This is a genomic window from Streptomyces sp. AC550_RSS872 (genome assembly GCF_019049285.1).
Lineage (GTDB): Bacteria > Actinomycetota > Actinomycetes > Streptomycetales > Streptomycetaceae > Streptomyces.
In genome coordinates this window covers 1-25,470 of sequence record NZ_JAGMUL010000019.1, presented here as the reverse complement: position 1 = coordinate 25,470, position 25,470 = coordinate 1, and the positions used below count along the sequence as shown (strand labels likewise).

General features: G+C 70.4%; 21 protein-coding genes and 2 pseudogenes. 8 read left to right on the top strand and 15 right to left on the bottom strand.

Going from position 1 to position 25,470, the window contains the following annotated elements:
* Positions 1-127 precede the first annotated feature (127 nt).
* On the bottom strand, positions 128-2,728 hold the full coding sequence (gene pepN / locus KUM44_RS08750; protein ID WP_217207217.1) for an aminopeptidase N: 2,601 nt from the start codon (positions 2,726-2,728) through the stop codon (positions 128-130).
* Positions 2,729-2,888: 160 nt separating this feature from the next.
* Here pepN and KUM44_RS08745 point away from each other — a divergent pair, with 160 nt between their 5' ends.
* The gene (locus KUM44_RS08745) at positions 2,889-3,527 is read left to right on the top strand and encodes a DsbA family protein (RefSeq protein ID WP_217207216.1); all 639 of its coding nucleotides are present in this window, start codon (positions 2,889-2,891) and stop codon (positions 3,525-3,527) included.
* Positions 3,528-3,530: 3 nt separating this feature from the next.
* Here KUM44_RS08745 and KUM44_RS08740 read toward each other — a convergent pair whose 3' ends face one another.
* The 7 genes from KUM44_RS08740 to KUM44_RS08710 form a co-directional block, all read right to left on the bottom strand.
* Complete coding sequence (locus tag KUM44_RS08740) at positions 3,531-3,767, bottom strand: hypothetical protein (RefSeq protein WP_217207215.1); 237 nt, start codon at positions 3,765-3,767, stop codon at positions 3,531-3,533.
* The gene (locus tag KUM44_RS08735) at positions 3,767-4,834 is read right to left on the bottom strand and encodes a glycerophosphodiester phosphodiesterase family protein (protein WP_217207214.1); all 1,068 of its coding nucleotides are present in this window, start codon (positions 4,832-4,834) and stop codon (positions 3,767-3,769) included. Before KUM44_RS08735 ends, KUM44_RS08740 begins: the two co-directional genes overlap by 1 nt.
* A gap of 32 nt (positions 4,835-4,866) precedes the next feature.
* Positions 4,867-6,294: an FGGY-family carbohydrate kinase gene (locus tag KUM44_RS08730; RefSeq protein WP_217207254.1), complete on the bottom strand. Its 1,428-nt coding sequence runs from the start codon at positions 6,292-6,294 to the stop codon at positions 4,867-4,869.
* Positions 6,295-6,479: 185 nt separating this feature from the next.
* Positions 6,480-7,508, bottom strand: coding sequence for a 2-hydroxyacid dehydrogenase (locus KUM44_RS08725; RefSeq protein ID WP_217207213.1), 1,029 nt, complete (start codon positions 7,506-7,508; stop codon positions 6,480-6,482).
* Positions 7,505-8,587 carry an ABC transporter ATP-binding protein gene (locus KUM44_RS08720; protein WP_217207212.1) on the bottom strand — a complete coding sequence of 361 codons (1,083 nt, stop codon included), beginning with the start codon at positions 8,585-8,587 and terminating at the stop codon, positions 7,505-7,507. The genes KUM44_RS08725 and KUM44_RS08720 overlap by 4 nt, the downstream gene beginning before the upstream one ends.
* Positions 8,565-9,365: a DeoR/GlpR family DNA-binding transcription regulator gene (locus tag KUM44_RS08715; protein WP_254389261.1), complete on the bottom strand. Its 801-nt coding sequence runs from the start codon at positions 9,363-9,365 to the stop codon at positions 8,565-8,567. The genes KUM44_RS08720 and KUM44_RS08715 overlap by 23 nt, the downstream gene beginning before the upstream one ends.
* 38 nt (positions 9,366-9,403) lie before the next feature.
* The gene (locus KUM44_RS08710; protein ID WP_217207210.1) at positions 9,404-10,417 is read right to left on the bottom strand and encodes an ABC transporter ATP-binding protein; all 1,014 of its coding nucleotides are present in this window, start codon (positions 10,415-10,417) and stop codon (positions 9,404-9,406) included.
* A gap of 56 nt (positions 10,418-10,473) precedes the next feature.
* Here KUM44_RS08710 and KUM44_RS08705 point away from each other — a divergent pair.
* A pseudogene (locus tag KUM44_RS08705) lies at positions 10,474-10,577 on the top strand (helix-turn-helix domain-containing protein); the annotation flags it as partial.
* Positions 10,578-11,381: 804 nt separating this feature from the next.
* On the opposite strand, the gene KUM44_RS08700 reads toward KUM44_RS08705, so the two are convergent.
* From KUM44_RS08700 to KUM44_RS08690, 3 genes are read right to left on the bottom strand one after another with little or no spacing between them, the layout of a single operon-like run.
* A complete protein-coding gene (locus KUM44_RS08700; protein ID WP_217207209.1) occupies positions 11,382-12,212 on the bottom strand; it encodes a carbohydrate ABC transporter permease in 831 nt (276 codons plus the stop codon).
* Positions 12,209-13,207, bottom strand: a complete 999-nt coding sequence (locus KUM44_RS08695; RefSeq protein ID WP_254389255.1) for a carbohydrate ABC transporter permease — start codon at positions 13,205-13,207, stop codon at positions 12,209-12,211. The genes KUM44_RS08700 and KUM44_RS08695 overlap by 4 nt, the downstream gene beginning before the upstream one ends.
* Positions 13,208-13,210: 3 nt before the next feature.
* The gene (locus KUM44_RS08690) at positions 13,211-14,632 is read right to left on the bottom strand and encodes a sugar ABC transporter substrate-binding protein (RefSeq protein WP_217207208.1); all 1,422 of its coding nucleotides are present in this window, start codon (positions 14,630-14,632) and stop codon (positions 13,211-13,213) included.
* A 201-nt stretch (positions 14,633-14,833) separates the two neighbouring features.
* Between KUM44_RS08690 and KUM44_RS08685 the strand changes: the two genes are divergently transcribed.
* The 3 genes from KUM44_RS08685 to KUM44_RS08675 all read left to right on the top strand — a co-directional run bounded on the left by KUM44_RS08685 (position 14,834) and on the right by KUM44_RS08675 (position 17,850).
* Positions 14,834-16,321 carry an FGGY-family carbohydrate kinase gene (locus KUM44_RS08685; RefSeq protein WP_217207207.1) on the top strand — a complete coding sequence of 496 codons (1,488 nt, stop codon included), beginning with the start codon at positions 14,834-14,836 and terminating at the stop codon, positions 16,319-16,321.
* Positions 16,322-16,428: 107 nt separating this feature from the next.
* The gene (locus KUM44_RS08680) at positions 16,429-17,058 is read left to right on the top strand and encodes a histidine phosphatase family protein (RefSeq protein WP_217207206.1); all 630 of its coding nucleotides are present in this window, start codon (positions 16,429-16,431) and stop codon (positions 17,056-17,058) included.
* Between the two features lie 12 nt (positions 17,059-17,070).
* A complete protein-coding gene (locus KUM44_RS08675; RefSeq protein WP_217207205.1) occupies positions 17,071-17,850 on the top strand; it encodes an SAM-dependent methyltransferase in 780 nt (259 codons plus the stop codon).
* 132 nt (positions 17,851-17,982) lie between these two features.
* Here the strand turns inward: KUM44_RS08675 and KUM44_RS08670 are convergent, their stop codons facing one another.
* Together KUM44_RS08670 and KUM44_RS08665 are read right to left on the bottom strand one after the other, a co-directional pair.
* Complete coding sequence (locus KUM44_RS08670) at positions 17,983-18,624, bottom strand: superoxide dismutase (protein WP_217207204.1); 642 nt, start codon at positions 18,622-18,624, stop codon at positions 17,983-17,985.
* Between the two features lie 107 nt (positions 18,625-18,731).
* Entirely contained in the window at positions 18,732-20,120 is a 1,389-nt protein-coding gene (locus tag KUM44_RS08665; RefSeq protein ID WP_217207203.1) for an amino acid permease, read from the bottom strand.
* Between the two features lie 174 nt (positions 20,121-20,294).
* Here KUM44_RS08665 and KUM44_RS08660 point away from each other — a divergent pair, with 174 nt between their 5' ends.
* Both KUM44_RS08660 and KUM44_RS08655 read left to right on the top strand, forming a co-directional pair.
* On the top strand, positions 20,295-20,438 hold the full coding sequence (locus tag KUM44_RS08660; RefSeq protein ID WP_217207202.1) for a hypothetical protein: 144 nt from the start codon (positions 20,295-20,297) through the stop codon (positions 20,436-20,438).
* A gap of 226 nt (positions 20,439-20,664) precedes the next feature.
* A complete protein-coding gene (locus KUM44_RS08655; RefSeq protein ID WP_217207201.1) occupies positions 20,665-21,252 on the top strand; it encodes a biotin transporter BioY in 588 nt (195 codons plus the stop codon).
* On the opposite strand, the gene KUM44_RS08650 is transcribed toward KUM44_RS08655, so the two are convergent.
* A complete protein-coding gene (locus tag KUM44_RS08650) occupies positions 21,242-22,573 on the bottom strand; it encodes an FAD-binding oxidoreductase (RefSeq protein ID WP_217207252.1) in 1,332 nt (443 codons plus the stop codon). The two genes, KUM44_RS08655 and KUM44_RS08650, sit on opposite strands and share 11 nt — an antisense overlap.
* Positions 22,574-22,653: 80 nt before the next feature.
* Entirely contained in the window at positions 22,654-23,379 is a 726-nt protein-coding gene (locus KUM44_RS08645) for a hypothetical protein (RefSeq protein ID WP_217207200.1), read from the bottom strand.
* 292 nt (positions 23,380-23,671) lie between these two features.
* Between KUM44_RS08645 and KUM44_RS47515 the strand changes: the two are divergent.
* A pseudogene (locus KUM44_RS47515) lies at positions 23,672-24,481 on the top strand (serine/threonine-protein kinase); the annotation flags it as partial.
* Between the last annotated feature and the right edge of the window lie 989 nt (positions 24,482-25,470).

The following is a 25,470-nucleotide window of genomic DNA, read 5'->3' as shown; positions in this document are numbered from 1 at the left end:
AGGACGGGTGTTCGGATGCCGAGTAGGCACGGAAAACCCCTGGTCCGTTCGGGTTGGACCAGGGGTTACGGCTGCTATTGCCTGAATTCCGTAACGGTCACGGAGGGCCGTGATCGTTGGCCAAAGGTCATCCGGCGCTTGACGCGTCGGCGGCCGCCGCGTCACACGCCTGCCCCCGCAGCCCCCGCGCCAGATCGTCCCGCGCCTCCAGCACCAGCCGCCGCAACGCCGGTGCCGCGTCCTCGTGGGCCGCGAGCCACGCGTCCGTCGCGTCCAGCGTGGCCCGCGACTGCTGGAGCCCCGGGAACAGACCCCGGACCACGTCCATGCCGATCTGGATCGACCGCTCGGCCCACACCCGCTCGATCGCCGCGAAGTACTTCTCGGCATACGGCGCGAGCAGCTCCCGCTGGGACGGCTGGCCGAAGCCGGAGATGGTCGCCTCGACCAGGGCGTTGGACAGCGCGTCCGACTCGACGACCTGCGCCCACGCCTGCGCCTTCACCGCCTGCGACGGCCGCGCGGCGAGACAGCGGACCTGGTGGCGCTTGCCGGACGCCGTGTCGTCCCGGGCCAGTTCGGCCGCCAGGACCGACTCGTCCGCGACCCCGTGTGCGGCCAGCGGCTCCAGGAACGTCCAGCGCAGCTCCTGGTCGACGTCCAGCCCCTCGATCTTCTCCGAACCCTCCAGCAGCCCCCGCAGCAACCCCAGGTCCTCCGACCCCGACGCCACCGACGCGAAGAACCGCGCCCACGCCAGCTGCTGCTCGCTGCCCGCCTCGGCCACCCGCAGCTCCCGCAGCGCGCCCTCGGCCACGAGCCGCTCGCCGGTCGGCCGCCACCCGGGCGCCGCGTAGTGCACCAGCGACGAGTTCGCCCACGCGTGCAGCATCTGGAGCACACCGATGTCGGACTCGCGCCCCGCGAACCGCAGCACCAGCCCCACGAAGTCCCGCGCCGGCAGCAGCGCGTCCCGCGTCATGTTCCACAGCGCCGACCAGCACAGCGCACGGGCCAGCGGATCGGTCATGTCGCCGAGAGCGGCACGCAGCGTCGCCAGCGACGTCTCGTCGAAACGCGTCTTGCAGTACGTCAGGTCCTCGTCGTTCACCAGCACCAGCTCCGGCGCCTGCGCGCCCGCCAGCTCCGCCACGACCGTCCGCGGCCCCTCGACGTCCACCTCGGCCTGCGCGAACCGCTCCAGGGTGCCGGCCTCCGTCCTCCGGTACAGGCCCACGGCGACCCGGTGCGGACGCAGCTCCGGATGCGACTCCGCCGCCTCCTGCACCACCGCCAGCTCGTCGATCCGGCCCTCGGCGTCCAGCAGCACCTGCGGGGTCAGCGAGTTCACGCCCGCCGTCTGAAGCCAGGACCGCGACCACGCGCCCATGTCCCGGCCACTGGTCTCCTCCAGTACCGACAGCAGATCGCCCAGGCGCGTGTTGCCGTACGCGTGCCGCTTGAAATAGCGCCGCGCACCCTCCAGGAACGCGTCCTGGCCGACGTACGCCACGAGCTGCTTCAGCACGGAAGCGCCCTTGGCGTAGGTGATGCCGTCGAAGTTGAGCTTCGCGTCCTGGAGGTCACGGATGTCCGCCGTGATCGGGTGCGTGGAGGGCAGCTGGTCGGCGCGGTACGCCCACGCCTTGCGCCGGTTGGCGAAGGTGATCCATGCGTCCTTGAAGCGGGTCGCGCCGACGTTCGCGAAGGTGCCCATGAAGTCCGCGAAGGACTCCTTCAGCCACAGGTCGTCCCACCACACCATGGTGACCAGGTCACCGAACCACATGTGCGCCATCTCGTGCAGGATGACGTTGGCCCGGCCCTCGTACGACGCCCGCGTCACCTTCCCGCGGAAGATGAACTCCTCCCGGAAGGTCACCATCCCCGGGTTCTCCATCGCGCCGAGGTTGTACTCCGGCACGAACGCCTGGTCGTACTTCCCGAAGGGGTACGGATAGTCGAAGTGGTCGTGGAAGAAGTCCAGGCCCTGCTTCGTCACCAGGAAGACGTCGTCGGAGTCGAAGTACGGTGCGAGACCCTTGCGGCACATCGCGCCCAGCGGGATCTCCAGGGTCGTACCGTCGGCGAACGTACGGGAGTAGGAGTCCGTGACGTAGTGGTAGGGGCCGGCCACGACACAGGTGATGTACGTCGAGATCGGCTTCGTCTCCGCGAACCGCCATACGCCGTCGGCGAGTTGACCGGACCCGTTGCTCCACACCGTCCACTCCTCGGGCGCCCGCACCTCGAAGCGGAACGGCGCCTTGAGGTCCGGCTGCTCGAAGTTCGCGAAGACCCGGCGGGAGTCGGCCGGCTCGTACTGCGTGTAAAGGTAGACCTCGCCGTCCTCCGGGTCGACGAAGCGGTGCAGGCCTTCACCGGTGCGGGAGTAGGCGCACTGGGCGTCCACGACGAGTTCGTTGTCGGCGGCCAGGTCCTCCAGCACGATCCGCGAACCGTCGAAGACCTCACTCGGGTCCAGATCCCGGCCGTTGAGGGAGACGGCCGTCACGCTCGGCGCGATCAGATCCGCGAAGCTCGTGGCGCCGGGCTCGGCACAGCGGAAGCGGATCGTGGTGACCGAACGGAACGTGCGCGGCGCCCCGTTCTGAGAAGGTCCGTCACCGAGGGCGGAACGCACGTCGAGGGACACGTCGTACCCGTCGACGGACAGCAGGGCGGCCCGCTCCCGGGCCTCGTCGCGGGACAGATTCTCACCGGGCACGCGTGGACTCCCTCGGATGGTTCGGTCGGATGTGTTCAGTATGCGGACAGCCCCGATCCTGTCATGCGCTCCTGACACACCGCACCGGGGAATGGCCGGGCGAGCCGGGGCGTTCCCCCAGAGGTTTGGCTGAGAGACTCGCTTGCCTCTGAGGAGAGACATGTCGGACAAGACCCCCGTCGACTTCTGGTTCGACCCGCTGTGCCCCTGGGCCTGGATGACCTCCCGCTGGGTGCTGGAGGTGGAGAAGGTCCGTGACATCGAGGTCCGCTGGCATCTGATGAGCCTCGCCGTCCTCAACGAGGACAAGCTGGACGACCTCCCCGAGGAGTACCGCGAGCTGCTCGAGACCAAGGCGTGGGGCCCGGTCCGGGTCGTCATCGCCGCGCAGGAGGAGCACGGCGCCGAGGTGCTCGGCGACCTCTACACCGCGCTCGGCACCCGCATCCACAACAAGGACGAGGGCCCTGGCAAGGAGACGGTCGCCGCCGCCCTGAAGGACGTCGGCCTGCCCGAGTCCCTCATGGAGCACTGGGACGCCACCCCGTACGAGCCGCAGCTGCGCGCCTCCCACAAGGAGGGCATCGACAAGGTCGGCCAGGAGGTCGGCACCCCGGTCATCGCCGTCCCCGGCGCCGACGGCGAGCAGATCGCCTTCTTCGGCCCGGTCGTCACCCCGGCCCCCCAGGGCGAGGACGCCGCGAAGCTGTGGGACGGCACCCTCGCCGTGGCCTCCGTGCCGGGCTTCTACGAGATCAAGCGGACGCGGACGAAGGGGCCCGACTTCAGCAACCTGTAAGGGTCACTCCGGCTCCGTGGCGGCGGCCTCCTCCTTGCGGAACCTCTCCGGGAGGAGGTCGTGCTCGCGCAGGCGTCCGGCGGGGAAGTACGTCAGACAGCCGACGGCGGTGCAGCGCCAGAGATCGTCCACGTAGTGCCGGTCCCCCTTCTTCTCGCGGACGGCCGCCTTCTCGGCGCCGTCGAGCTTCTGGAACTCCTGCATCGTGCCGCAGTTCGGGCAAGCCCGGCTTCGTGCCATCAACCCCTCCTCGCCATCACCGCCAGATCAGGGAAGTCGGTCACCACGGCGTCGACCCCCATCCCGTAGTACAGCGCGTACTCCGCGAACGCGTCCCCGAAATCGTTCGCTCCGCCACCGCGCCGGAACTCCGCCGCCAGGAACTGGTTCTCCGCCCGGAAGGTGTACGGGCCCACCCGCAGCCCCGCCGCATGCGCGTCCGCGAGGACCGACGTACCCACGAGCGACGACTTGTCCGGCCCGATCCAGTCCGCGTACGCGGCGATCCGCGCCAGCCCCGCCGGGGTCATCATGTCCCGGTACGTCGTCGGATCACCGGCCGACACCAGGTCGTACGGCCCACCCGTCGTCCCCAGCGCCTGCCACAACGGCACCCCCAGCCGCTGCGCCGCGACCCGCTTCAGACTCGTCGGCTCGAAGGACTGCACGACACACTCACGCCGACCGAGGCGGTTACGGCGGATCGCCCGCGTCAGCTTCGGCTCCAGCGGCAGACCCAGCCCGCGGAAGTACGTCGGGTGCTTGGTCTCCGGGAACACGGCGATCGTCCGGCCGTGTGTCCTCGAGAGCTTCCGTGCGAGGTCCACGACCTCCTGGAAGGTCAGGACCTGATCCCGGCCGTCGAAGACCGTGTTGCGGTTGCGGACCGACGGCAGCCGCTCCACCGCCCGCAGCGTCTTCAGCTCCGCCAGCGTGAAATCCTCGGTGAACCAGCCCGACACCGCCCGCCCGTCCACCGACTTGGTGGTACGGCGGCCCGCGAACTCCGGGTGCGACGCCACGTCCGTCGTCTGCGAGATCTCGTTCTCGTGCCGGACGACCAGGACATGGTCCTTCGTCGGGACGAGGTCCGGTTCGATCCAGTCCGCTCCGGTCTGCACGGCGTAGGTGTAGGAAGCCGCCGTGTGTTCGGGGCGCCAGCCCGCGGCGCCGCGATGGCCGATGACCACCGGGGCGCGCTCGCGCGGGGCTCCTTGCTCCGCCGCGTGCGAGGGGATTGCGGTGGCGGCGGTGGTCGCGGGGGCCGTGGCGGCCGCCAGGAGGAGGGAACGGCGTCTGAGGTGCATGGGACTCTGACTCCCTTGTGTCGTCGGGTCGTTCACGCGCGAGCCCGGTGGCGCGCCTGAGCCAGCCGGGCCAGATGGTCGTCGTAGGTGTCCGCGTAGTACACCGCCCGGACCGCGTCCGGCTCCACCACCACCGTCGGCTCCGTCCAGGCCGCCACGTCCAGGTCCACCCCGAAACGCTCCGCCGCCGCCAACACCGCGCCCCGCGCGCCCACTTCACCCTCGACGACCCTCAACGGACGGCCCAGGACATCCGCGAGCAGCCGCATCCAGGCGGGACTGCGCGTGCCGCCGCCGCACACCGCGAGGGAACCGGTCAGCCCCGCCGCCTCCAGACAGTGGCGAGCCGCGAATCCGATGCCCTCGCAGGTGGCACGTACCAGATCTGCCTTCGTGGACTCCAGGGAGACACCGGTGAGTTCGGCGCGCAGCCGCGGCTCGACGAAGGGGGCGCGCTCGCCGGAGGGGGCGAAGTACGGGAGGACGCGTACGCCGTTCGCTCCGGGTGGGGTCTCGGCGAGCAGGTCGTCGACCTCCTCGTGCCGGACGCCCGTCGTCGACAGCACCCAGTCCAACGCCGCCGTCCCCACCATCGCGGGCATCGCGCGCAGCCAGTGCCCGGGGCGGTCCGTGTTGATGTACAGGCCGGCCGGTTCACCGGTCAGGTCGAGATCGGTCGTCGCGACCAGGCTGGCCAGGCAGGTGCCGACGATGAGCAGGCCGTCGCCGGGCGCCGTCACCCCCGCGCCGAGCGCGCAGGCCGGGAGGTCGTACGGGCCGTTCGCGATACGGGTCCCGGGTGGGAGGCCCGCGGCGCGCGTCCGCGCTGTCGGGATCGGGTCGCTGACCGGGGCGAGGAGTCCGCGTCGGTGGGTCAGCCCGAGCAGTTCCACGACCCCGTTGTCGTACATACGGGTGCGCGGGTCCAGGAAGGGCATCGAGGCGTCGGAGACGTCCGTGGTGGCGTGGGGGCGGCCTGTCAGCCGTTGGAACACCATGTCCTTGCAGTAGACGGCTGCCGAAGCCTCGTCCAGCGCCTTCGGCTCGTGACTGTCCAGCCACGCCAGCAACGGCCCCGGACACCCCGGGAACATCGCGCTTCCCGTCCGCCGGAACACCGTCTCGAACGTGCCGTCCGCCAGCCAGCGGTCGACCAGTTCGTGCGCGCGGCCGTCCATCCAGGACGCGGCGGGGCGGACGGGGCGGCCTTGTGCGTCGAGCAGCCAGACGCCGTCGCCCTGGCCGGTCAGGCCGGCCAGCTCCACGGGGTGGGGGGCGCGTTCGGTCACCTCGTCGAGTACGGCTACGACTGCGTTGTACACCTCGTCCATGTCCTGCTCGACGGTCCCGGTGTGCAGGGCGAGGGCCACCGGGCGGGCGGCGACGGTCAGTTCGCGGCCCTGTGCGTCGAACGCGGCTGCTTTCACCGTGGACGTGCCTACGTCGATACCTACGTACATTCCCACCCACCCACCTCTTCGGCTCGGTCGGCTGTGCTGTGCTTTTCAGGGCTGGGGTGCCGAATATCCGGCTTCGTTCGCCTCCGGGGCGCCACATGTCGCCCCTACGGCTCTCTTCGTGGCCGGTGTCGTCGGCCCGGTGCGGTTGGTGGGCTCTTGCCCGGCGCCGCGGTGGGCCGATGCCCTCAGGTCAGGCAGTGTGCGAGGGGTTCCCCGCGGGCCCAGCGGGCCACCTCGGCGGCGGCGATGCGAGCCGCCTTCTCCGCCACGGCGCGGGAGGCGCCGCCCAGGTGGGGGGTGAGGACGACCCGGTCGGCCAGGGCGTGCAGGCGGGAGGCCGGGGGGAGCGGCTCCCGTACGTAGGTGTCGAGAGCCGCTGAGGACAAGTGGCCGTTCTCCAGGGCCTCGCACAGGGCCTCCTCGTCCAGGAGTGGGCCCCTTGCCGCGTTCACGACCACCGCGCCCTTCGGCAGCAGGGCCAGTTCACGGGCGCCGATCAGGCCGCGGGTCTCGGGGGTGAGGCGGGCGTGCACGGTGATGACGTGGGACATCCGCAGGAGTTCGTCGAGCGAGGGCACCCGCAGGCCGTGGATCTCGCCGTGGACGTACGGGTCGAAGACCATCACGCGTGCTCCGAAGGCGCAGAGTACGCGGGCGACCCTGCTGCCGACGGCTCCGTAGCCGACCAGACCGACCGGCAGGTCCTCCAGCTCCAGGCCGCTGTGCTCGTAGGTGTAGTAGGTCGCCCCCTCCCAACTGGACCGGCGGGCGAGGAGGTCGTGGGCCTGGGGGATGCGGCGCAGGGCCGCCAGCATCAGGCCGATCGTGAACTCGGCGGTGGCGGCGGCGTTGCGGCCGGGGGCGTAGCAGACCCGGACGTCGTGGCGTTTGGCCGCGTCCAGGTTGACGTTCACCGGGCCGCCGCGGCAGACCACCACCAGCCGGAGGTCCGGGCAGGCGTCCAGGACGCGTTCCGTCACCGGGCCCATCTGGGTGACCAGCGCCTCGGTGCCGGCGAGGGCCTCGATCAGTTCGTCCTCGGCGTCACTCGCCTCCGTCACCTCGGCCACCGGGCCGAAGGGGGTCAGAGGCCAGCCGAGGGTCAGTTCGGCCACCTCGCAGGGGAGTTCAGGGTCCAGCGCCTCTCTGATGAGCGACGGAAGGATGAAGTGGTCGCCTGCGGCCAGCACGCGCACGCTGTTCCCCTTGGTCATCGCAGAGAGTCTCCCGTCTCGGCGTCGAAGACATGGGTGAGGTGTGGGTCGGCTGTGACGTGGACGCGGTCGTCGTGGGCCAGGCGGACCTCGGGGGCGGTGAGGACGACGAGGGGGCGTTCGACGCCGTCGAGGGCGAGGGTCGCGATGCCCGACTCCAGGAGCGGTTCGTGGGCCACCACGCGGGCGGCGAGACCGTTCTCCTCGCCGGTCAGCGTCAGGTCCTCCGGGCGGATGCCGACCATCACCTCCCGGCCCGCCGCCACCGCAGCCGGCAACGCGATCCGTACCGTGTCGGAGAGGCGGGCGTGGGCGTCCGCGTCCGCGATGCCGGGGAAGAGGTTGATCGCCGGTTCGCCCACGAAGTCCGCGACGAAGACGTTGGCCGGGGTGTCGTAGATCTCGTACGGCGTGCCGAGCTGCTGGATCACGCCGTCCTTCATCACGGCGATCCGGTCGGCGAGGGAGAGGGCCTCCTCCTGGTCGTGGGTGACCAGGATGGTCGTATGGCCCAAGTCGCGCTGGATGCGCTTGAGTTCGCGGCGGGTCGTGTCGCGTTGGGCCGCGTCCAGGTGGGAGAGCGGTTCGTCGAGGAGCAGGACGTCCGGTTCACGGATCAGGGCGCGGGCCAGGGACACGCGCTGCTTCTGGCCGCTGGACAGGCCGGCGGGGCGGGCGTCGAGGAGGGCGGTGAGGTCGACGCGGTCGGCGATCTCCTTGATCTTGCGGTCGACGTCCCCCCGGTCGGCCCGGCGCCGTGCCTTCAGGCCGAACGCCAGGTTCTCCGCCACCGTCAGCGGCGGATACAGCGCGTAGTTCTCGAACGCGACCCCGATGTTGCGCTGCTGCGCCGGGCGCTCGATCACCGACGCGCCGCCGACCAGGATGTCCCCGCCGGTCACCGTCTCCAGGCCCGCGATCATCCGCAGCGTGGTGGACTTGCCGCAGCCCGAGGGGCCGAGCAGGCCGAGCAGTTCGCCCGAGCGCAGCGTCAGGTCGATGCCGCGTACGGCGTCCACGGCCGGGCGGCCCCGCGCACGGTAGGTCTTGCGCAGGTCACGTAGCTCCAGCTCGGTCATCGCTGCCCTTCGTCACGGTCGGTGCCACAGGACCTGTCCTGGCGCAGACTTCGTAGGTGACCTTGTGCTCGTCCAGGTCCCGCAGCGCCTCCGCCGACGCCCCGTCGTCCACGAGGAGCAGGTCGAAGCGGGAGAGGGGGACCACCCGGTGCAGGGCGACCCGGGCGAGCTTGGTGTGGTCGATCAGCAGGATGTTGCGGGCGGCCGCGTCGAGCATGGCCCGCTTCACCGACACGATGTGCTGTTCCTGGTGGTAGGCGTAGCCCCCGCGCACGGCCGACGTCGACGCGAAGCAGACGTCCACCCGCAGCTGTTCGATCGCCTCGACGCAGGACACGCCGAGGAAGGAGGAGTGCAGCGGGTCGTAGTCGCCGCCGAGGGCCATCAGGTGGATGCCGCGCTGGTCGGAGAGGAGGTTGATGGCCTCCAGGAAGTTGGTGACGACCGTCAGCGGGGTCACCTCCCCGAGCCGCAGCCTGCGGGCTATCTCCAGGGTGGAGGTGGAGTCGTCCAGCATGATCGCCATGCCGGGCTCGATCAGCTTCACGGCACGGTCGGCGACGGCGGCCTTCTCGGCACGCATGGCCTTCAGGCGGTACTGGACGTTCGACTCGAAGACCCCGGAGGGCTGCGCGGTCACCCCGCCCCTGGACTTCCTCACGATCCCCTGCCGTTCGAGCTCGTCGAGGTCCCGGTGGATGGTCATCAGGCTCACCCCGAACCGCTCGGCCAGCTCGGCGGCCGTGGCCGACCCGGCGGCGAGGACCTGCTCGGCCATGGTGGCCTGGCGGGCGGCGGGGCCCTGCTGTGTGTTGTTCACTGCCCGATCCTTCGTCCTGGACGCTCCGGCCGGTCGGCCTCGAACAGGAGCAGGTTCTCAGGCCGGACCGACAGCCGTACCGGATCGTCGGGACGCAGACCGGCCGCGTCGCCGCGCGGGGCGACCAGGGATACGTGCTGCTCGCCGAGCCGGACGGTGACCTCCACGGACCGGCCGAGCACCTCGGTGACGTAGACCGTGCCGGGAGACGCCTCCGCTCCGATCGGCAGCTCGACCTTGCCGTCCGCCGACCGGAAGCCGCCGTCGGGCGCCACGGTCCCCGGGAGCAGGTTGATCCGGGGCCGCCCGAAGGCCCGCGCGACCTCCGTGTCGCAGGGCCGGTACCAGATCTCCTCCCGCGTCCCCGTCTGCACGATCCGCCCGTCACGGATCACTCCGATCCTGTCGCCGAGCGCCAGCGCCTCGACGGAGTCATGGGTGACGTAGAGGGTGGTCGTGCGCCGCACCGCCCCGATCGCCTTCAGCTCGGCCCGCATCTGCTGGCGCAGCTTGGCGTCCAGGTGGGAGAGGGGCTCGTCGAGGAGGAAGGCGCGGGCCGGGCGGACCAGGACGCGGCCGAGGGCGACGCGCTGGCGCTGGCCGTTGGAGAGCCGCCCGACCGGGCGGTCCAGGAGGGCGGAGATGCCGAGCAGTTCGGCGATCTCGCCTATGCGCTCCCGGGCCTGCGCGGCGGGGAGGCGGTGGCGGGGGGAGCGGAGCGGGGAGGCCAGGTTGTCGTAGGCCGACTTGTGCGGGTAGAGGGCGTAACTCTCGAAGCACATCGCCACGCCACGGTCGTAGGGTTCGACGCCGCGCATGTCCCTGCCGTCGAGTTCGACCGTGCCGGCGTCGGGCTGTTCGAGCCCGGCGACAGTTTTGAGCGTGGTCGTCTTGCCGGCGCCGGACGGGCCGAGCAGGCAGAAGAACTCGCTCTCCCGCACGTCCAGTTCCAGCCCATCGAGTGCGGTGACCCTGCCGTACGTCTTCCGCACAGCCTGAAGGCGAATCATCGGGATTCCTTCGTCCGACGCTCTTGACTCACACGGAATCTGATGGAATGTGAAGTGTGACGCAGCAGGTCAAGCGGGCGTTCAAGTACCGCTTTTACCCCACGGACGAGCAGGCAGCTGAGCTGTCCCGCACGTTCGGCTGCGTCCGTCTCGCCAGCTGAAGCGCTCGGCCACCGCCTTGCAGCGCTGCACGAATTCTTCTTCGGTGAGATCGCGTTTGAAGGCGTTGACGTTGCGGTCACACCAGACGCAGTTTTCGATGTCGGTTTTGCTGCCCCCGCGACTAGTTGGGATGCGATGGTCGATGCTGGCATTGACGCCAGGGACGAGCGGCTCACCCGTGTAGTGGCAGCGAAAGCCCTGAGTCTCCAGCTTCCGCCAGAACTCCTCATAGCGTTCTGCGGGGATACCGTGTTTCCGCAGGATGTTCCCCATGGCGTGCCTGCGACAGTATCGCGACGGGACCAATGCAGGTTCTCGGCAGTCGACGCACTCGCCTGCCGCCTCCTTACGCGCCCGTCTGCGCGGCGCGGCGCCCTTCCAATTTTCCCTGTGGCGCTCGCGGCAGCGTGGACAGCTCTTGTAGGAGTCATCGAGCAGCGCGACCCCACAGTGGTTGCAGGTGAGCGGTCCGGCTTTGGCCCACTCGGCTCGAAGTCGCGCTTTCCGCGAGGACTGACGTTGGCTGTGGCGGTCGGCGCAGGGCCGACAGAAGACTGACGTTCCGGCATCGCCGCGCTCAGCACCGCAGCCCTTGCAGAGCCCGGCGTCGATTCGTTGTTGCTGGTATGCGGAGTAAGCCATGTCCACGGCCTATAGTTCAAGATCAGCCAAAGGCCGCGTCTGCCTGTGGAGACGGTGTAAGACCTCAACGGGAGTCCTCCCGGACGGGGCAGTCGTCGGTGAAGCCGGAAACCCAGCGGGCGACCGCTGGAATCTCCCGCCTTTGAGCGGGGGGAGGAAGTCAAGACTTCACCGCCCCGAACGACAGGCCCCGCACGAGATACCGCTGGATCGTCAGCGCGAGCAGCAGTGGCGGTACGACGGAGACCAGCGCGGCGGCGGCCGTGAGGTTGTACTTGGGGCGGTCCCCGCCGAGGAACGACAGTGCGCCCACGGTCACGGTCTGGGCCTCGTTGGAGGTGAGGATGAGGGGGAAGACGAAGTTGTTCCAGGCGAAGATGAAGGCGAGGAGCGATACTGCCGCCACCCCCGGCTTCACCAGCGGGAGGGCCACCTTCACGAACGCCTGCTTGCGCGTGTAGCCGTCCAGCAGCGCCGCCTGCTCCAGCTCGGGGGTGAGGTCGGCGAAGTACGAGCGCATGATCCACACGATCAGCGGCAGGGTGACGAGTTGGAGCACCCAGACCATGCCGACGTAGGTGTCGAAGAGGCCGAGCTTCTGGTACAGCACGAACAGCGGGATGATCACGGTGAGTTCGGGCGCGAACCGGAACGACAGCAGCGTGAACATCAGGTTCTCGGAGCCCTTGAAACGCCAGCGTGCCGAGGCGTACGCCGCCGGGAGCCCCACGAGGAGCGACAGGACGACCGCGCCCACCGACACCACCAGGCTGTTGACGAAGAACCGCACGAACGGGATGCCCTCGCTGTCGCCGAGGACCGTGCGGTAGCCGTCGAGGGTGGGGGAGAAGGAGAAGTAGGTGGAGAAGAGCTCGTTCGTCGGCTTCAGGGAGAGGATCACCATCCAGGCGATCGGGAAGAGCGCGAAGAGGAAGTAGAGGATGAGGGCGGCGTCCGCCAGCCATCCCCACAGCCGTTTCCTTGGTGTCATTTCGCCTCGGCCGCCTTCCGCTGGATCTTCCCCAGGTGCTTCACCAGCACCATCGCGGCGAGATACACGACGGCCCACAGCACGATCGTGTAGCTGATGCCGAACGAGTACCGCTGGAAGCGGATGGCCTCCAGGTACGCCCGGATCTGGAGGACGACGGTCGAGTCGCCCGGGCCGCCCTCCGTCAGGGCGTAGATGATGTCGAACACCTTCAGCGAGTCCATGAAGCGGAAGATCACCGCGACGAGGACGTACGGCCACAGCATCGGCAGCGTGAGGCGCCGGAAGGTGTACCACCAGCCCGCGCCGTCCACGGCCGCCGCCTCGAAGGGGGAGGTGGGCAGCGACCGCAGTCCGGCGAGGGCGAGGATCGCCACGAACGGGGTGTAGACCCAGACGTCCACGGCGATCGACGACAGCAGGGCGCCGGTCGGGGTGTCCGTCCACTGGACGCCGCCCAGTCCGAAGGGTCTGAGCAGGTAGTTCACGACCCCTACCGACGGCTGGAGCATCAGCTTCCAGATGATCGCCGCGATCACCGGCGCGATCATCAGCGGCAGGATGAGGATCTTCTCCAGCACCCGTCCGACGATCGTCGACCGGTGCAGCAGCAGGGCGACGGTCACGCCCAGCACCGTCTCCACGGCGGCCGCCCCGACCGCGTACAGCACCGTCACCCACGCCGAGTTCCAGAAGGCCTCCTGTGTGAAGACGGTCTGGTAGTTCTCGAAGCGCACCATGTCCGGCTGCGGCTTGCTCGCCGAGAAGTCGAAGAGCGTGTAGTAGAGGCCGAGCCCGAAGGGATAGAGAATCCCGCAGGTCAGCAGCAGGGCGGGGACGATCAGGACGTATGGGCGCAGGGTGAGCCGCAGGGGCGCGCCGGTGTCGAGAGCCCGAGCGCGCGGAGGCCCGGAGGGCTGAGCGCGGTCGGGCTCTCGACACCGGCTGGAGCGCCCCGGAGGCGAACCGGAAGATGCAGTGAGGCGCCAACCCATCGGCTAGCCCACCTTGCCGGCGAGGTCGCCCGCCAGGTCGTCGAGGACCGACTTGGCGCCGCTGCCGCCGTAGATCTCCTGGAGGGCGGAGGCCCAGCTGGTCGTCGCGTCGAAGAACTGGGCCTGCGGGGTGAACTGGATCTTCGTCTGGTCGACGACCGTCTCGAAGGTCTCGATGAAGCCGGGCAGGTGCCTCATCTTGTCCTTGTAGGCGCCGGCGTCGGCGATCGACTTGCGCACCGGGTCGATGTGGTTGTGCGTGATCGCGCCCTTGAGCAGGTGCTCCTTGCCGGTCGCCCACTGGAGGAACAGCCAACTGGCGCTCTTCTTCTTGCTCTTGGCGTTCATACCGAGCGACCAGATCCACATGTTGGTGGCGAGCGATCCGTTCGGTCCCTTGGGCCCGGGGTGGAAGGCGATCTTCCCGGAGGCGGGGCTCGCGCCCTCGACCGCCTGGAAGTAGGCCGCCGTGTCCGCGTCGAACAGCATCCCGGCCTTCCTCGCGCCGAGGTCGCTGGAGCACTGGTACCAGGTGTACGACGTCCAGGACGGCGGCCCGCCCTGCTTGACCATGCCGGCCCAGTCCTCGGTGAAGGCGACGGCCTCCGGGGTGTTCATGGCGGGTGTGAGCTTCCCGCCCTGGACTGTGAAGTCCTTCAGTCCGTTGCGGGCGTACATCGTCATGAAGCCGGGGTGGATCGTCGCCCAGCTCCGCGACCCCCGTACGGCGATTCCGTACATGCCGTCGAAGCCGGCACCGGGAGCCTTCCGTTTGATGGCCCCGGCGAGTTCGCGCAGCTCCTCGAAGGTCTCGGCGGGCTTCAGGCCGAGTTTGGTGAAGACGTCCGTGTTGTAGGCGACGACGTTGGTCTCCCAGCCCCACGGCAGCGCGTACTGCCCGCCCTGGCCGAGCGGTGCGCCCGCCTTCAGGGACCACTGGTCGGCCTGGAGGAGGTTGGGGAAGAAGTCGGCCTGGTCCCATTCGGCGCCGGTGGCGGAGGCGTTGCGCATCCAGGGGCCGAGGTCTTCGAGCCATCCGGGCGGGCCGTACTGCCACACCATGTAGGCGCCGAGCATGAAGACGTCGTAGGAGGCGCGTCCGCTGGACAGGTCGACGGTGAGCTTGTCGAAGTAGTTGTCCTCGGGGAAGACGTCGTACTCGACCTCGATGCCGGTCTTCTCGGTGAACGACTTCAGGTCGGCGATCAGCGCGTCCGTGTACGGGTGCTTGTTGAGCAGCGCCTTGACGGTCGTGCCCTTCTCCCGCTTCCAGTCGAAGGAGCCGGTGACGTCGTCCGCCGCCGAACCGTCGCTCTTGCCGTCGTCGCCGCCGAACCCGGCACCGCAGGCCGCGAGCAGCGGGGTCGCGGCGGCCGCGGCGGTCAGGGCCAGGAAGCGGCGGCGGTCGTGCACGTGCGTGTCCATCCGTGACCTCCACGTGGGGTTCGGTCCGGTCCGGTGTTCGGCCAACACGGCGAGTCGACTCGTTAACAGAGGGTGGAACGGCGGAAGTTGGGCGTCAATCCCTCGCGCACGGGAAAATCTCAGGGCAGAGTGAGAAGTTCACGGATCGGATCGCGATGAACGCTCCCAGAGCGATGAACGCCCCAGAACAGGGAGGTCCGGATGGTGCACGAGCACGTCGAGGGCGACGCCTGGCTCGGGATCGACCTGGGCACCCAGAGTGTCCGGGTTCTGCTGGCCACCGGGGACGGCACCGTCCTGGGCAGCGGCTCGGCGCCCCTCGGTGGACGGCGGGACGGGGTGCGGCACGAGCAGGACCCGGCCGAGTGGTGGGACGCGCTGTGCACGGCGTCGCGTGCGGCGTTGGAGGGGCGGCCGAAGGCGCGGGTCGGCGGGCTCGCGGTGTGCGGGACCTCCGGGACCGTGCTGCTGACGGACGGGGCGGGGCGGCCTTCGAGCCCCGCCCTGATGTACGACGACGGGCGGGCGACGGCCCACGCGGCGCGGGCGAGGACGGCGGGGCTCGGGGTGCAGGACACCTGGGCGCTGCCCAAGGCGCTGTGGCTGACGGAGGCGTACGGCCACGGCAGGATCACCCACCAGCCGGACCTGATCGTGTCTCTCCTCACCGGCGAGCTGCCCCCGGCCGACTCCAGCCACGCCTTGAAGACCGGGTACGACCTGGAGCGCGACGCCTGGCCGGCCATGCTGCCCCGACTGGGCCTGCACGAGACCGCGATCCCGGACGTCGTACGCCCCGGCACGCCCCTCGGCGAGGTCTGCGCGACCGCCGCCGACGCCACCGGCATCCCCGCCGGCACCCCCGTCATCGCCGGGATGACCGACGGCTGTGCGGCCCAGATCGCCTCCGCCTCCCTGCGCCCCGGCTCCTGGAACTCGGTGCTCGGCACCACGCTGGTCCTCAAGGGCGCGTCCACGCACCCCGTCCGGGACCCGACCGGTGTGGTCTACAACCACCGTGCTCCGGACGGGAGTTGGCTGCCCGGCGGTGCCTCAAGTGTGGGCGCGGGCGTACTCACGGCGGCGTTCGCGGGGGCCGACCCGGCGGCCATGGACGAGCGGGCCGCCGCGTACGAGCCGTCCGGCGCGATCACGTACCCCCTCGTCGCACCCGGCGAGCGCTTCCCCTTCCTGGCCCCGGACGCCGTCGCCCTCGTCCTCGGCGAACCCGAGTCGGACGCCGACCTGTGGGCAGCGCTCCTCCAGGGCGTCGCCTTCACGGAACGCCTCTGCCTGGACTACCTGCACCACCTGGGCGCCCCCCTCGACGGCCCCCTCACCTTCACCGGCGGCGCCGCCCGCAGCCCGTACTGGAACCAGCTGCGCGCCGACATCCTGGGCCGTCCGGCCCGCGTACCCGAACAGACCGAACCGGCCCTGGGAATGGCCGCGTTGGCGGCGTACGGCACGGGCGCGGCACCGGATCTGGCGGCGGCCGCGGAGGGCATGGCCCGCATCGGCACGACCGTCGAGCCCCGCCCCGACCGCACCGCCCGCTTCACCGACCCGTACGTCCGCCTGGTGCGGGAACTGGAGGAACGCGGCTGGCTGCCCACCCCGGTCGCGCACCACGCACGCACCCGCCTGACCTGCCCTCCTTCGCCGGCCCCGGATACTACGGACTCGTGATCGGCCCACCCGGCCTGCGGACAGTCGTGCCGCTGGGGCGGCACCCGACCCAAAGAAGGCGGCACCCCGTCGCGCCGGCACCGACACCGAGTGACACTGGACGTCCCATGACCACAGCCACGACCCTCCTCCTCGCCCGCCACGGGCAGACTGTCTGGCACGCCGAGAACCGCTACGCCGGCATCAGCGACGTGCCCCTCACCGACACGGGCCGGGCCCAGGCCGAGGCGCTGGGCCGCTGGGCCGCCGCCCACCCGGTCGACGCCGTCTGGACATCCACCCTCTCCCGCGCCGTGATCACCGCAGCGCCCGCCTGCCGGGCCCTCGGCTTCACCCCGCACCGCGAACCCGGCCTGCGCGAATGCGACTTCGGGGTGCTGGAGGGCCGTACGCTCGCGGAGTTCGAGGCCGAGAACCCCAAGGCCGCGCAGGCGTTCCGGACGGATCCGGTGGCAAACCCGTTCCCGGGCGCGGAGGACCCGTCGGCCGCCGCCGAACGCGGCGCCGCCGCCCTGCGCCGGATCGCCGCCGCCCACCCGGGCGAGCGGGTCCTCGTGGTCGCCCACAACACGCTGCTGCGTCTGGTGCTGTGCACCCTGCTGTCGATCCCGGCCGGTGAGTACCGCAGAGTGTTCCCCCGGTTGCGCAACGCCGCGATCAGCGAACTCCTCGTGAAATCCGACGGATCCGCGTCACTTCTCTCCCTCAATGTGCCCTGCGAGCCCGACCCGGCGTAGCACCATGGGCACATGACGGAGATCGACACCTCGGTACCGCACTCGGCCCGCATCTGGAACTACTGGCTGGGCGGCAAGGACAACTACGCCGTGGACGAGGCGGCCGGCGACGCCTACACCGCCGTCTTTCCCGGTATCGTCACCATCGCCCGCAGCAGCCGGGCCTTCCTGGGCCGCAGCATCCGGTACCTGGTCACGGAGGCGGGCGTACGCCAGTTCCTCGACGTCGGCACGGGTCTGCCCACCGTCGACAACACCCACGAGGTCGCCCAGCGCCTCGCCCCCGAGTCGAGGATCGTCTACGTCGACAACGACCCGCTGGTCCTGGCCCACGCCCGCGCCCTGCTCACCTCGACGCCCGAGGGCGTGACGGCGTACGAGGACCTGAGTCTCTACGAGCCGGAGAAGATCCTTCAGGCGGCGTCCCGGACGCTCGACCTGTCCCGGCCCACGGCCCTGATCCTCAGCGGCATCCTCGGCCACGTCGCCGACTACGACCAGGCCCGCGGCATCGTCCGCCGCCTCCTGGCCGGCCTGCCCTCCGGCAGCTACCTCTCCCTCAACGAGGGCTCCCGGGGCACCGACCCGGACTACGAGCAGGCCCAGGACGCCTACAACGAGACCGGTGCGGTCCCGTACTTCCTGCGCCCCGTCGATCAGATCGCCGGCTACTTCGACGGCCTGGACCTGGTGGAGCCCGGCCTTGTCTCCGTTCCGCTGTGGCACACCGAGCCGGGCGCCGGGGACCCGCAGCCGATCGGCCAGCACGGCGCCCTGGGCCGCAAGCCCTGACACCTGCCCCGACGCTTGCTCCCCGGCACGCAGAAGCCCCCGCGAGTCACGTCCTCGCGGGGGCTTCCTTCATTCCGCCCGCCTTCGTGAAGGGTGAGAAGACGATCACGAGGCAGGACGCCGGGGGCGCCGTTACGGCGCGAGCAGCAGGACGTCCGTACGGGACTTGGCGGCCTCGTAACGCCGGGCCACGTCCTGCCAGTTGACGACGGCCCACATGGCGTCGATGAAGTCGACCTTCTGGTTCTTGTACTGGAGGTAGAAGGCGTGCTCCCAGGCGTCGAACACGAGGATCGGCGTGGCGCCCTGGCCGACGTTGCCCTGGTGGTCGTAGACCTGCTCGACGATCAGCCGTCCGCTCAGCGGCTCGTACGCCAGCACACCCCAGCCGGAGCCCTGCGTGGTCGCGGCGGCCTTGGTCAGCTGCGCCTTGAAGCCCGCGAACGATCCGAACGACTCGGCGATGGCGTCCGCCAGTTCGCCCACGCCGTCCTTCTCCAGCGGCTCCCCGCCACCGGCACCGGTCATGTTCTGCCAGTAGATGCTGTGCAGGATGTGCCCGGACAGATGGAAGGCCAGGTTCTTCTCCAGGCCGTTGATCGACCCCCACTGCTCCTTGTCCCGCGCCTCCGCCAGCTGCTCCAGCGTGTCGTTGGCGCCTTTGACGTAGGCCGCGTGGTGCTTGTCGTGGTGCAGTTCGATGATCTCGGGGCTGATCACCGGCGCCAGCGCGGAGTAGTCGTACGGCAGTTCCGGGAGTGTGTAGACGGGCATGAAGGGTTCCCCTCAGAGCTCTTATTGCAAGTAGCTTGCAACAACAAGCTAACAGCAAAGGGCCCCCATGTGGATCACATGGGGGCCCTTTTGGCGTCGAAGCGGCGTCAGCTCCGGGCGCGCGCCCGCTGCCGCGCGTACCCGGCGACCGCCAGGAACAGCGTCATCCCGCCCGTCGAGTACAGCTGCACCCGCGTGTCCGGTTCCCGCGCCATGAGGACGAAGATCGCCACCATGCCGGCCAGCGCCACCCAGGTCAGCACGGGGAACGCCCACATCCGCACGACCAGCTTCTGCGGCGCCTCGCGCTCCAGACGGCTGCGCAGCCGCAGCTGGGAGACGGCGATGAAGATCCAGACGACGAGGATGACCGCGCCGATCATGTTCAGCAGCCAGGGGAAGACGTCGTCCGGCCGCCAGTAGGACAGCACGACGCAGACGAAGCCGAAGACGGAGGAGGCGAGGACCGCGATGCGCGGGACGCCGGCCGACACGCGGCCCATTGCCTTCGGACCCTGGCCGCGCCGGACGAGGGAGTACGCGATGCGCGAGGAACCGTAGATGTTGGCGTTCATGGCGCTCAGAAGGGCGACCAGGACCACCACGTTCATCACCTGGCCGGCGCCGGGGATGCCGAGGTGGTCGAGGGTGGCGACGTACGGGCCCTTCTCGACGACCTCCTTGGAGTCCCACGGGACGAGGGTGACGACGACCGCCATCGAGCCGATGTAGAAGAGGGCGATCCGCCACATGGCCGTGCGGACGGCGCTCGCCACGCCGCTGACCGGGTTCTCCGACTCGGCGGCCGCGATGGTGACCGTCTCCATGCCGCCGTAGGCGAAGACGGAGGCCAGCAGACCGATGATCAGTCCCTCGGTGCCGTTCGGCAGGAAGCCGCCCGCGCCCGTGAGATTCGCGGTGCCCGGGGCGTCCGTGCCCGGCAGGACGCCCGCGACGGCCAGCCCGCCCAGCACCAGGAACAGCCCGATCGCGCCGACCTTCAGCGCCGCGAACCAGAACTCGAACTCGCCGAAGTTCTTCACGGCCGCCAGGTTCGCGCCGCAGAAGACGACCATGAACAGCGCCACCCAGGCCCACTCGGGCGTGTGCGGCAGCCAGGTCGTGACGATCTTCGCGGCGCCGATGCCCTCCAGGCCGACGGCCGTGCAGAGCAGCACCCAGAAGGACCAGCCGGCCGTGAAGCCCGCCCAGGGGCCGATCGCCCGCTCGGCGTGCGCGGAGAAGGAGCCGGAGGAGGGATACGCGGCCGACATCTCGCCGAGCATCCTCATCACCAGCATCACGAGGAGGCCGGAGATCACATAGGCGATGACGATCGAGGGGCCGGCGGCGGCGATACCGGCGCCGGAGCCGACGAAGAGGCCCGCGCCGATGACGCCGCCGAGGGCGATCATCGACAGGTGGCGCTGCTTGAGGCCGTGGGACAGGGAGACTTCGTCCGCCTGCGGGGGCGCCTGAGCGGTGGAGTGGGGCATGGGCGCGGCTCGTCCAATGCGTGAGAGGGCAAAAAACGCCCACAGTCTGGGCAGTCTCTCCGCTCAGAAGGAGAGACTGCCCACTATGCGGACAGCTGCCGCACTGTAGGTGACGTGGTGACTACGCGGTGACTACGCGGTGACTATGCGGCGGCGGCCGGGGTGGCGGCGGGCGTGACGACCGGCGTGGTTCCGGCGGGAACCTTCTTGGCGAGCGGGGCGGTGGAGGCCCCCCTCGGCCGCGTCGGCCGCGTCGGCGGCGCTGCTCTCGGCGCAGCCGGTGAGGCCGGCGGCAGCGGCGGTGACGCCCAGCAGTGAGGTTCCCGATTGTCGAACCCCTACAGTCGGCCCCAGACCCGCTGTGTGAGGTGAATGTCCCTGCCTCAGTGACCGTCATCACCCCGTACCCCGTGTAACCCCCACCCTTTGTCCGAAGCCCACCAACCCCACGCGCCGCGCTTTGTCGGCCACTGACGGTGAGGCGCCGAAACCCCCTGGGATAGCGTCACAAGGTCCCCTACCGCCCTCACTTAGCGGAGTCCCCATGAGCACCGCCGCCACCGCTGCCGCCCCCGCCCGCCCCGGGCAGGTCCTCGCCGACCTGATCCCGGCCTCCCGACTCCGCGACATCGCGCTCGTCGTCGGCGGCGCCGCGTTCACCGGCCTCGCGGCCCAGATCTCCGTGCCCGTGCCGGGCTCCCCGGTGCCGGTGACCGGCCAGACCCTCGCGGTGCTGCTGGTCGGCACGGCCCTCGGCGCCGGCCGCGGCTTCCTCTCCCTCGCGCTGTACGCGCTGGCGGGCATCGCGGGCGTGCCGTGGTTCGCGGACGGTACCTCCGGCGCCGCGGCCCCGTCCTTCGGCTACATCCTCGGCATGATCCTCGCCTCCACCGTCGTCGGCGCCCTGGCCCGCCGCGGAGCCGACCGCACCGCGCTGCGCACCGCGGGCGCGATGCTGCTGGGCGAGGCGATCATCTACGCCGTCGGCGTCCCGTACCTGGCCCTCGCCACCGGCATGTCGGCGACCGCGGCCATCGCGGCCGGCCTCACCCCGTTCCTGATCGGCGACGCCCTGAAGGCGGCCCTGGCGATGGGCGCCCTGCCCACCACCTGGAAGCTGCTCAACCGCTGACGCCGTAGTTCCTGCGGAAGAGGTTCGCCGGGTCGTACCGCGACTTGATCCCGGCGAGCCTCTCGCGCGTTGTGGCGTCGTACAGCCCGGCGCCCCGATCCCCGGCGCCGAAGGCGAAGTTGACGGCCCGCCCGAGCGTGACGGGCGCGAGCAGCTCGAAGGCGGGGTCCAGGATCTCGCGGGCCCGCTCCCGGTCCGCCATGGTCAACATCCGCACCAGGAAGGTGCCTTCGCGATACGGCACCGAGTTCGGAGCGGGCCGGGCGAGCGCGCCCCCGAGATGATTGACCTGCACGACGCACATGGCCCCGGCGGCCTCCGGCCCGGTCCGCCCGAGCACCCCGGCCACCGCGTCGAGGTCCCACTCACCCAACACCGCGCTGTCCCCGTAGTAGGCGTGCGGGAAGTCCGGGTCGCTGTGGATGGTGTGGCTCTCGGCGTACGGCATCTCGCGCAGGGAGTCGGACAGCACCGCCCCGACCCTGCGCAACGGGGCGACGATCCGATCACCGTCGGGGCCGGTGTGGGCGACCCGCACCGAGACGACGTACCGCCCGCGCACATGCGGCGGCAGAGCCGGGATGTCCGGATACGGTACGGCGGCGAAGGACGACGTCAGCCCGTCGGGCACGGTCCGCGTCCACTCCTCGTACGCCCGCAGTACCACCGCCGGATCGACGTCCCGCCCGTCGAAGGCGAGGGATCCGCCGTAGAGCGTGCGGACGGGGACGAGGCCGATCTCCATCTCGGTGACGACACCGAAGGCGTGGCCCCCGCCGAGGAGGGCCCAGTACAGGTCGGACCCCGGGGTGACATGACGTGCCCGGCCGTCCGCGGTGACGATGTCGAGGGACCGTACGTGGTCGGCGGCGTACCCGAACTCGCGGGCGAGGACGCCGAGTCCGCCGCCCAGCGTGTACGACACGGCGCCCACGGACGGGGCCGAGCCGTTCAACGGCGCCAGCCCGTACGGCTCGGCTGCCGCCACGACCTGCCCCCAGCGCACGCCCGCCTGGACGCGGGCCGTGCGGGCCTCGGGATCCACGCTCACCCGGTCCATGTGCCGGGTCGAGACGAGGACCCCGCCGTCGACCGGCCCGGGAAGTCCATGGCCCGTCGCCTTGATGCCGACGGGCAGCCGCCGCTCGGCCGCGTACCGCACCGCGGCCGCCACATCGGCGGTGCCGCGGGCCGGGACGACAAGGTCGGGCCGCTGGGCGAAGCCGGTCTGGAATCCGGCGAGTTCGTCGTCGTAGCCGGGGTCGCCGGGACGGAGAAGCGGCAGTTCGGTGAGGTGCCGCGAGGAGGTCATGGAGGTCATGGAGGTCATGGCACACAGAGTGGCCGGATAACCTGACACCTGCCGTCAGGTTATCCGGCCGATTTCCGAGGAGTCCCCGCTCAGTCGGCGTGCTGTCCGGCCCGCCGCAGTTGGGACCACCACAGCCCGGCCGCGCCCACCGCGATCAGCGCCGCGCCGGCCGCGCCCAGCGGCAGGACGTCACGGCCGAGGCCGGTCTTGGGCAGCTCGTCGGCGCCCGGTGCGACCGGCTTGTTGTCGGTGCCGAGGAGCAGCGGGGTGGCCGGGGCGTCGGGCGACGGATTCGTCGTACCGAACGGCACCGGGCCCTGCTGCCAGTACGTCTTCTTGCCGTCGCCGGTCTGGACGGGAAGGCAGATCTTCCCGGTCCTGCCCAGGTCGTACGTCGCCTTGACGGCGTACGACTTCGACTCACCGGCCGGGAGATTGTCGACGGCACAGGCGAAACCGCTGTTCGAGCCCTCCGGAAGACTGCCTTCCGCGATAGCTGAACAGCCCTCGACATTCTTGACCGTAAGGCCGTCGAAACCGACGACCAAAAGCTGGATCTTTCCGCTGTCCTTGGTCCCTTCGTTCTTCACCGTGGCGGTGATTCCGGTCTCCTGCGAACTGTTGTCCACCGAGATCTTTTCGGGCAGCAGAGTCGTCAGTTTCACCCCTGCCGGCGCCTCGTCGATGACCTTTCCCCCCTTGCTGCTGCCAGGACCCTGGTCGTCCGCGCCGGCAGTGGCGGAAAAGATCAGCACTGCCGAGAAAGATGTCGCGACCAGCGACCCTGCGATGGCCGTCGTGCGACGAGAACTCATGCGAGAACTCATGTTCGTCCCCCTTGCCTGCGCCTGAATTCGCAGTACTTGAAGAGCTACCACAAGATTTCTCCGCACTATGCTGGTACGGCTTGAAGTGTGACCATTGTGTTTCAATGGCGGATGTCCGATGCGGCGTAGTGGGGGGTGCAGCGGATTGCCGGGAAACGTGGGAAACATGGGAAGTTCAGGGAACCCTGATCATGCAGGTGATGGTGCGAGGAACGGCGGGCTTCCAGGTTTACTGGTGACGGGCCGTTATCGATTGGTCGAGAGTATCGGCCAGGGGGGAATGGGGCGGGTGTGGCGAGCGGTCGACGAAATACTCGACCGCCTGGTCGCCGTCAAGGAAATGCGCATCGACGGCCTGGACCCCGAGGACTCGCGCACCCGCCGTGAACGGACGCTGCGCGAGGCGAGGGCGACGGCGCGGATCGACCACCCCAACGTCGTCCGGGTCTACGACGTGGTCGACGAGGGCGAACGTCTGTGGATCGTCATGGAGTTGGTGGCCGGCCGCTCCCTGGAACGCATCATCGCGGAGGATGGCCCGCTGGGCCCGTGCGAGACGGCCCGGATCGGCATCGGGCTGCTCGCGGCACTGCGCCAGGTCCACGCCCGGGGCGTGCTCCACCGGGACATCAAGCCGGGCAACGTTCTGGTGGAGACGGAGGTGACGCGGACACGCGGGCGGGGCCGGGTGGTCCTGACGGACTTCGGCATCGCGGCGATCCAGGATGCGAAGGCCCTCACGATGGTCGGCATGCTGGTCGGCTCACCCGACTACATGGCCCCCGAACGTGTCTCCGGCCGCCCCCAGGGCCCACCGTCCGACATCTGGTCCCTGGGCGCCACCCTGAGCGCGGCCCTCGCCGGCCGCTCCCCCTTCGCCCGCGACACCACCCTGGCGACCCTGCACGCCGTCCTCTACGAGGAGCCCGAACTCCCGCCCACAGCAGGCCCCTTGCGAGCCGTCCTCACCACCCTCCTGCAAAAGGACCCCACCCACCGCCCCGGCCTGGACGCCCTCGAGAGAGCCCTGGATCCGGTGGCGTTTCCGGTTCCTACGCCGACGATGCCGGCGCTGGGGGGAGAGGGGCCTGGAGGCGGGGGAGACAGGGCTGGGTCGGGAGTCTCGGGGCTGGCGGCGGGTGGGCGACCGGGTGCTGAGGTAGAGGGTGGTTCCGGGCTTGAGGGAGCGGGGGTTGAGGTCGGTCCTAGGGGGCGGACTCCGGAGGCCGAGGCCGAGGCCGACGGCAAGGGCCGGGGAGCGGCAGCTGAACCTGACTTGGGGGGTCGCCGAGCGGAAGCCGGGGTCGGCTTTGGAGGTCGGGAGGCGGTTGGAGGTCGGGGTCCGGAGGCCGCGGCCGACCTTGGAGGTCGGGAGGCTGAAGCCGGCGTTGGCGGTGGGGGACCCGGGGGCCGGAAGGCGGAGGCCGAAGCCGGCCTCGGGCGTGAGGGTGTTCAGGCTGAGACCGGCACTGGGGGTTCGGTAGCGGAAATCGAGGCCGGCCCTGGAATCCGGAGTGCTCAGGCCGAGACCGGCCCTGGGGGACCGGGAGAGGAGTTCGAGGCCGGCCTTGGGCCTGGCCGTATGTGGGGCGTCGACGCCGGTCCTGGAGTTCGGGAGGCCGAGGCCGGCCTGGGGCGTCGAGGAGCGGACGCCGACGCCGGAGGGCCGGCGCCTCACCCAGAGCGGACACACACCTCGGCACCCGGGCTCCAGCCACCGCACGGCCGGGTCCCCCAACTCCAGTCACCGCATGGACCCGAGCTCGAACCCACACCCCCGCAGGGCTCTGTACCCGGGCCCGCTCCCGCGCATGGCTTCGTGCCTGGACCGGCTCCCGTGCAGGGCTCTGTGCCCGGGCCCGCTCCCGCGCAGGGCTTCGTGCCTGGACCGGCTCCTGTGCAGGGCTCTGTGCCCGGGCCCGCTCCCGCGCGGGGCTCCGAGCCCGAACCCTCGCCCCCGCAGGGCTCTGTGCCCGGAGCCGCTCCTGTGCAGGGCTCTGTGCCCGGACCTACTCCCGCGCGGGGCTCCGAGCCCGAACCCTCGCCCCCGCAGGGCTCTGTGTCCGGTGCCGCTCCTGT

What these genes read in the sequence shown, in the direction of transcription:
- KUM44_RS08745 (WP_217207216.1), top strand. Translation starts at nt 2,889, where the DNA reads ATGTCGGACAAGACCCCCGTCGACTTCTGGTTCGACCCGCTGTGCCCC.
- KUM44_RS08740 (WP_217207215.1), bottom strand. Translation starts at nt 3,767, where the DNA reads ATGGCACGAAGCCGGGCTTGCCCGAACTGCGGCACGATGCAGGAGTTC.
- KUM44_RS08735 (WP_217207214.1), bottom strand. Translation starts at nt 4,834, where the DNA reads ATGCACCTCAGACGCCGTTCCCTCCTCCTGGCGGCCGCCACGGCCCCC.
- KUM44_RS08730 (WP_217207254.1), bottom strand. Translation starts at nt 6,294, where the DNA reads ATGTACGTAGGTATCGACGTAGGCACGTCCACGGTGAAAGCAGCCGCG.
- KUM44_RS08725 (WP_217207213.1), bottom strand. Translation starts at nt 7,508, where the DNA reads ATGACCAAGGGGAACAGCGTGCGCGTGCTGGCCGCAGGCGACCACTTC.
- KUM44_RS08720 (WP_217207212.1), bottom strand. Translation starts at nt 8,587, where the DNA reads ATGACCGAGCTGGAGCTACGTGACCTGCGCAAGACCTACCGTGCGCGG.
- KUM44_RS08715 (WP_254389261.1), bottom strand. Translation starts at nt 9,365, where the DNA reads ATGGCCGAGCAGGTCCTCGCCGCCGGGTCGGCCACGGCCGCCGAGCTG.
- KUM44_RS08710 (WP_217207210.1), bottom strand. Translation starts at nt 10,417, where the DNA reads ATGATTCGCCTTCAGGCTGTGCGGAAGACGTACGGCAGGGTCACCGCA.
- KUM44_RS08700 (WP_217207209.1), bottom strand. Translation starts at nt 12,212, where the DNA reads ATGACACCAAGGAAACGGCTGTGGGGATGGCTGGCGGACGCCGCCCTC.
- KUM44_RS08695 (WP_254389255.1), bottom strand. Translation starts at nt 13,207, where the DNA reads ATGGGTTGGCGCCTCACTGCATCTTCCGGTTCGCCTCCGGGGCGCTCC.
- KUM44_RS08690 (WP_217207208.1), bottom strand. Translation starts at nt 14,632, where the DNA reads ATGGACACGCACGTGCACGACCGCCGCCGCTTCCTGGCCCTGACCGCC.
- KUM44_RS08685 (WP_217207207.1), top strand. Translation starts at nt 14,834, where the DNA reads ATGGTGCACGAGCACGTCGAGGGCGACGCCTGGCTCGGGATCGACCTG.
- KUM44_RS08680 (WP_217207206.1), top strand. Translation starts at nt 16,429, where the DNA reads ATGACCACAGCCACGACCCTCCTCCTCGCCCGCCACGGGCAGACTGTC.
- KUM44_RS08675 (WP_217207205.1), top strand. Translation starts at nt 17,071, where the DNA reads ATGACGGAGATCGACACCTCGGTACCGCACTCGGCCCGCATCTGGAAC.
- KUM44_RS08670 (WP_217207204.1), bottom strand. Translation starts at nt 18,624, where the DNA reads ATGCCCGTCTACACACTCCCGGAACTGCCGTACGACTACTCCGCGCTG.
- KUM44_RS08665 (WP_217207203.1), bottom strand. Translation starts at nt 20,120, where the DNA reads ATGCCCCACTCCACCGCTCAGGCGCCCCCGCAGGCGGACGAAGTCTCC.
- KUM44_RS08655 (WP_217207201.1), top strand. Translation starts at nt 20,665, where the DNA reads ATGAGCACCGCCGCCACCGCTGCCGCCCCCGCCCGCCCCGGGCAGGTC.
- KUM44_RS08650 (WP_217207252.1), bottom strand. Translation starts at nt 22,573, where the DNA reads ATGACCTCCATGACCTCCTCGCGGCACCTCACCGAACTGCCGCTTCTC.
- KUM44_RS08645 (WP_217207200.1), bottom strand. Translation starts at nt 23,379, where the DNA reads ATGAGTTCTCGTCGCACGACGGCCATCGCAGGGTCGCTGGTCGCGACA.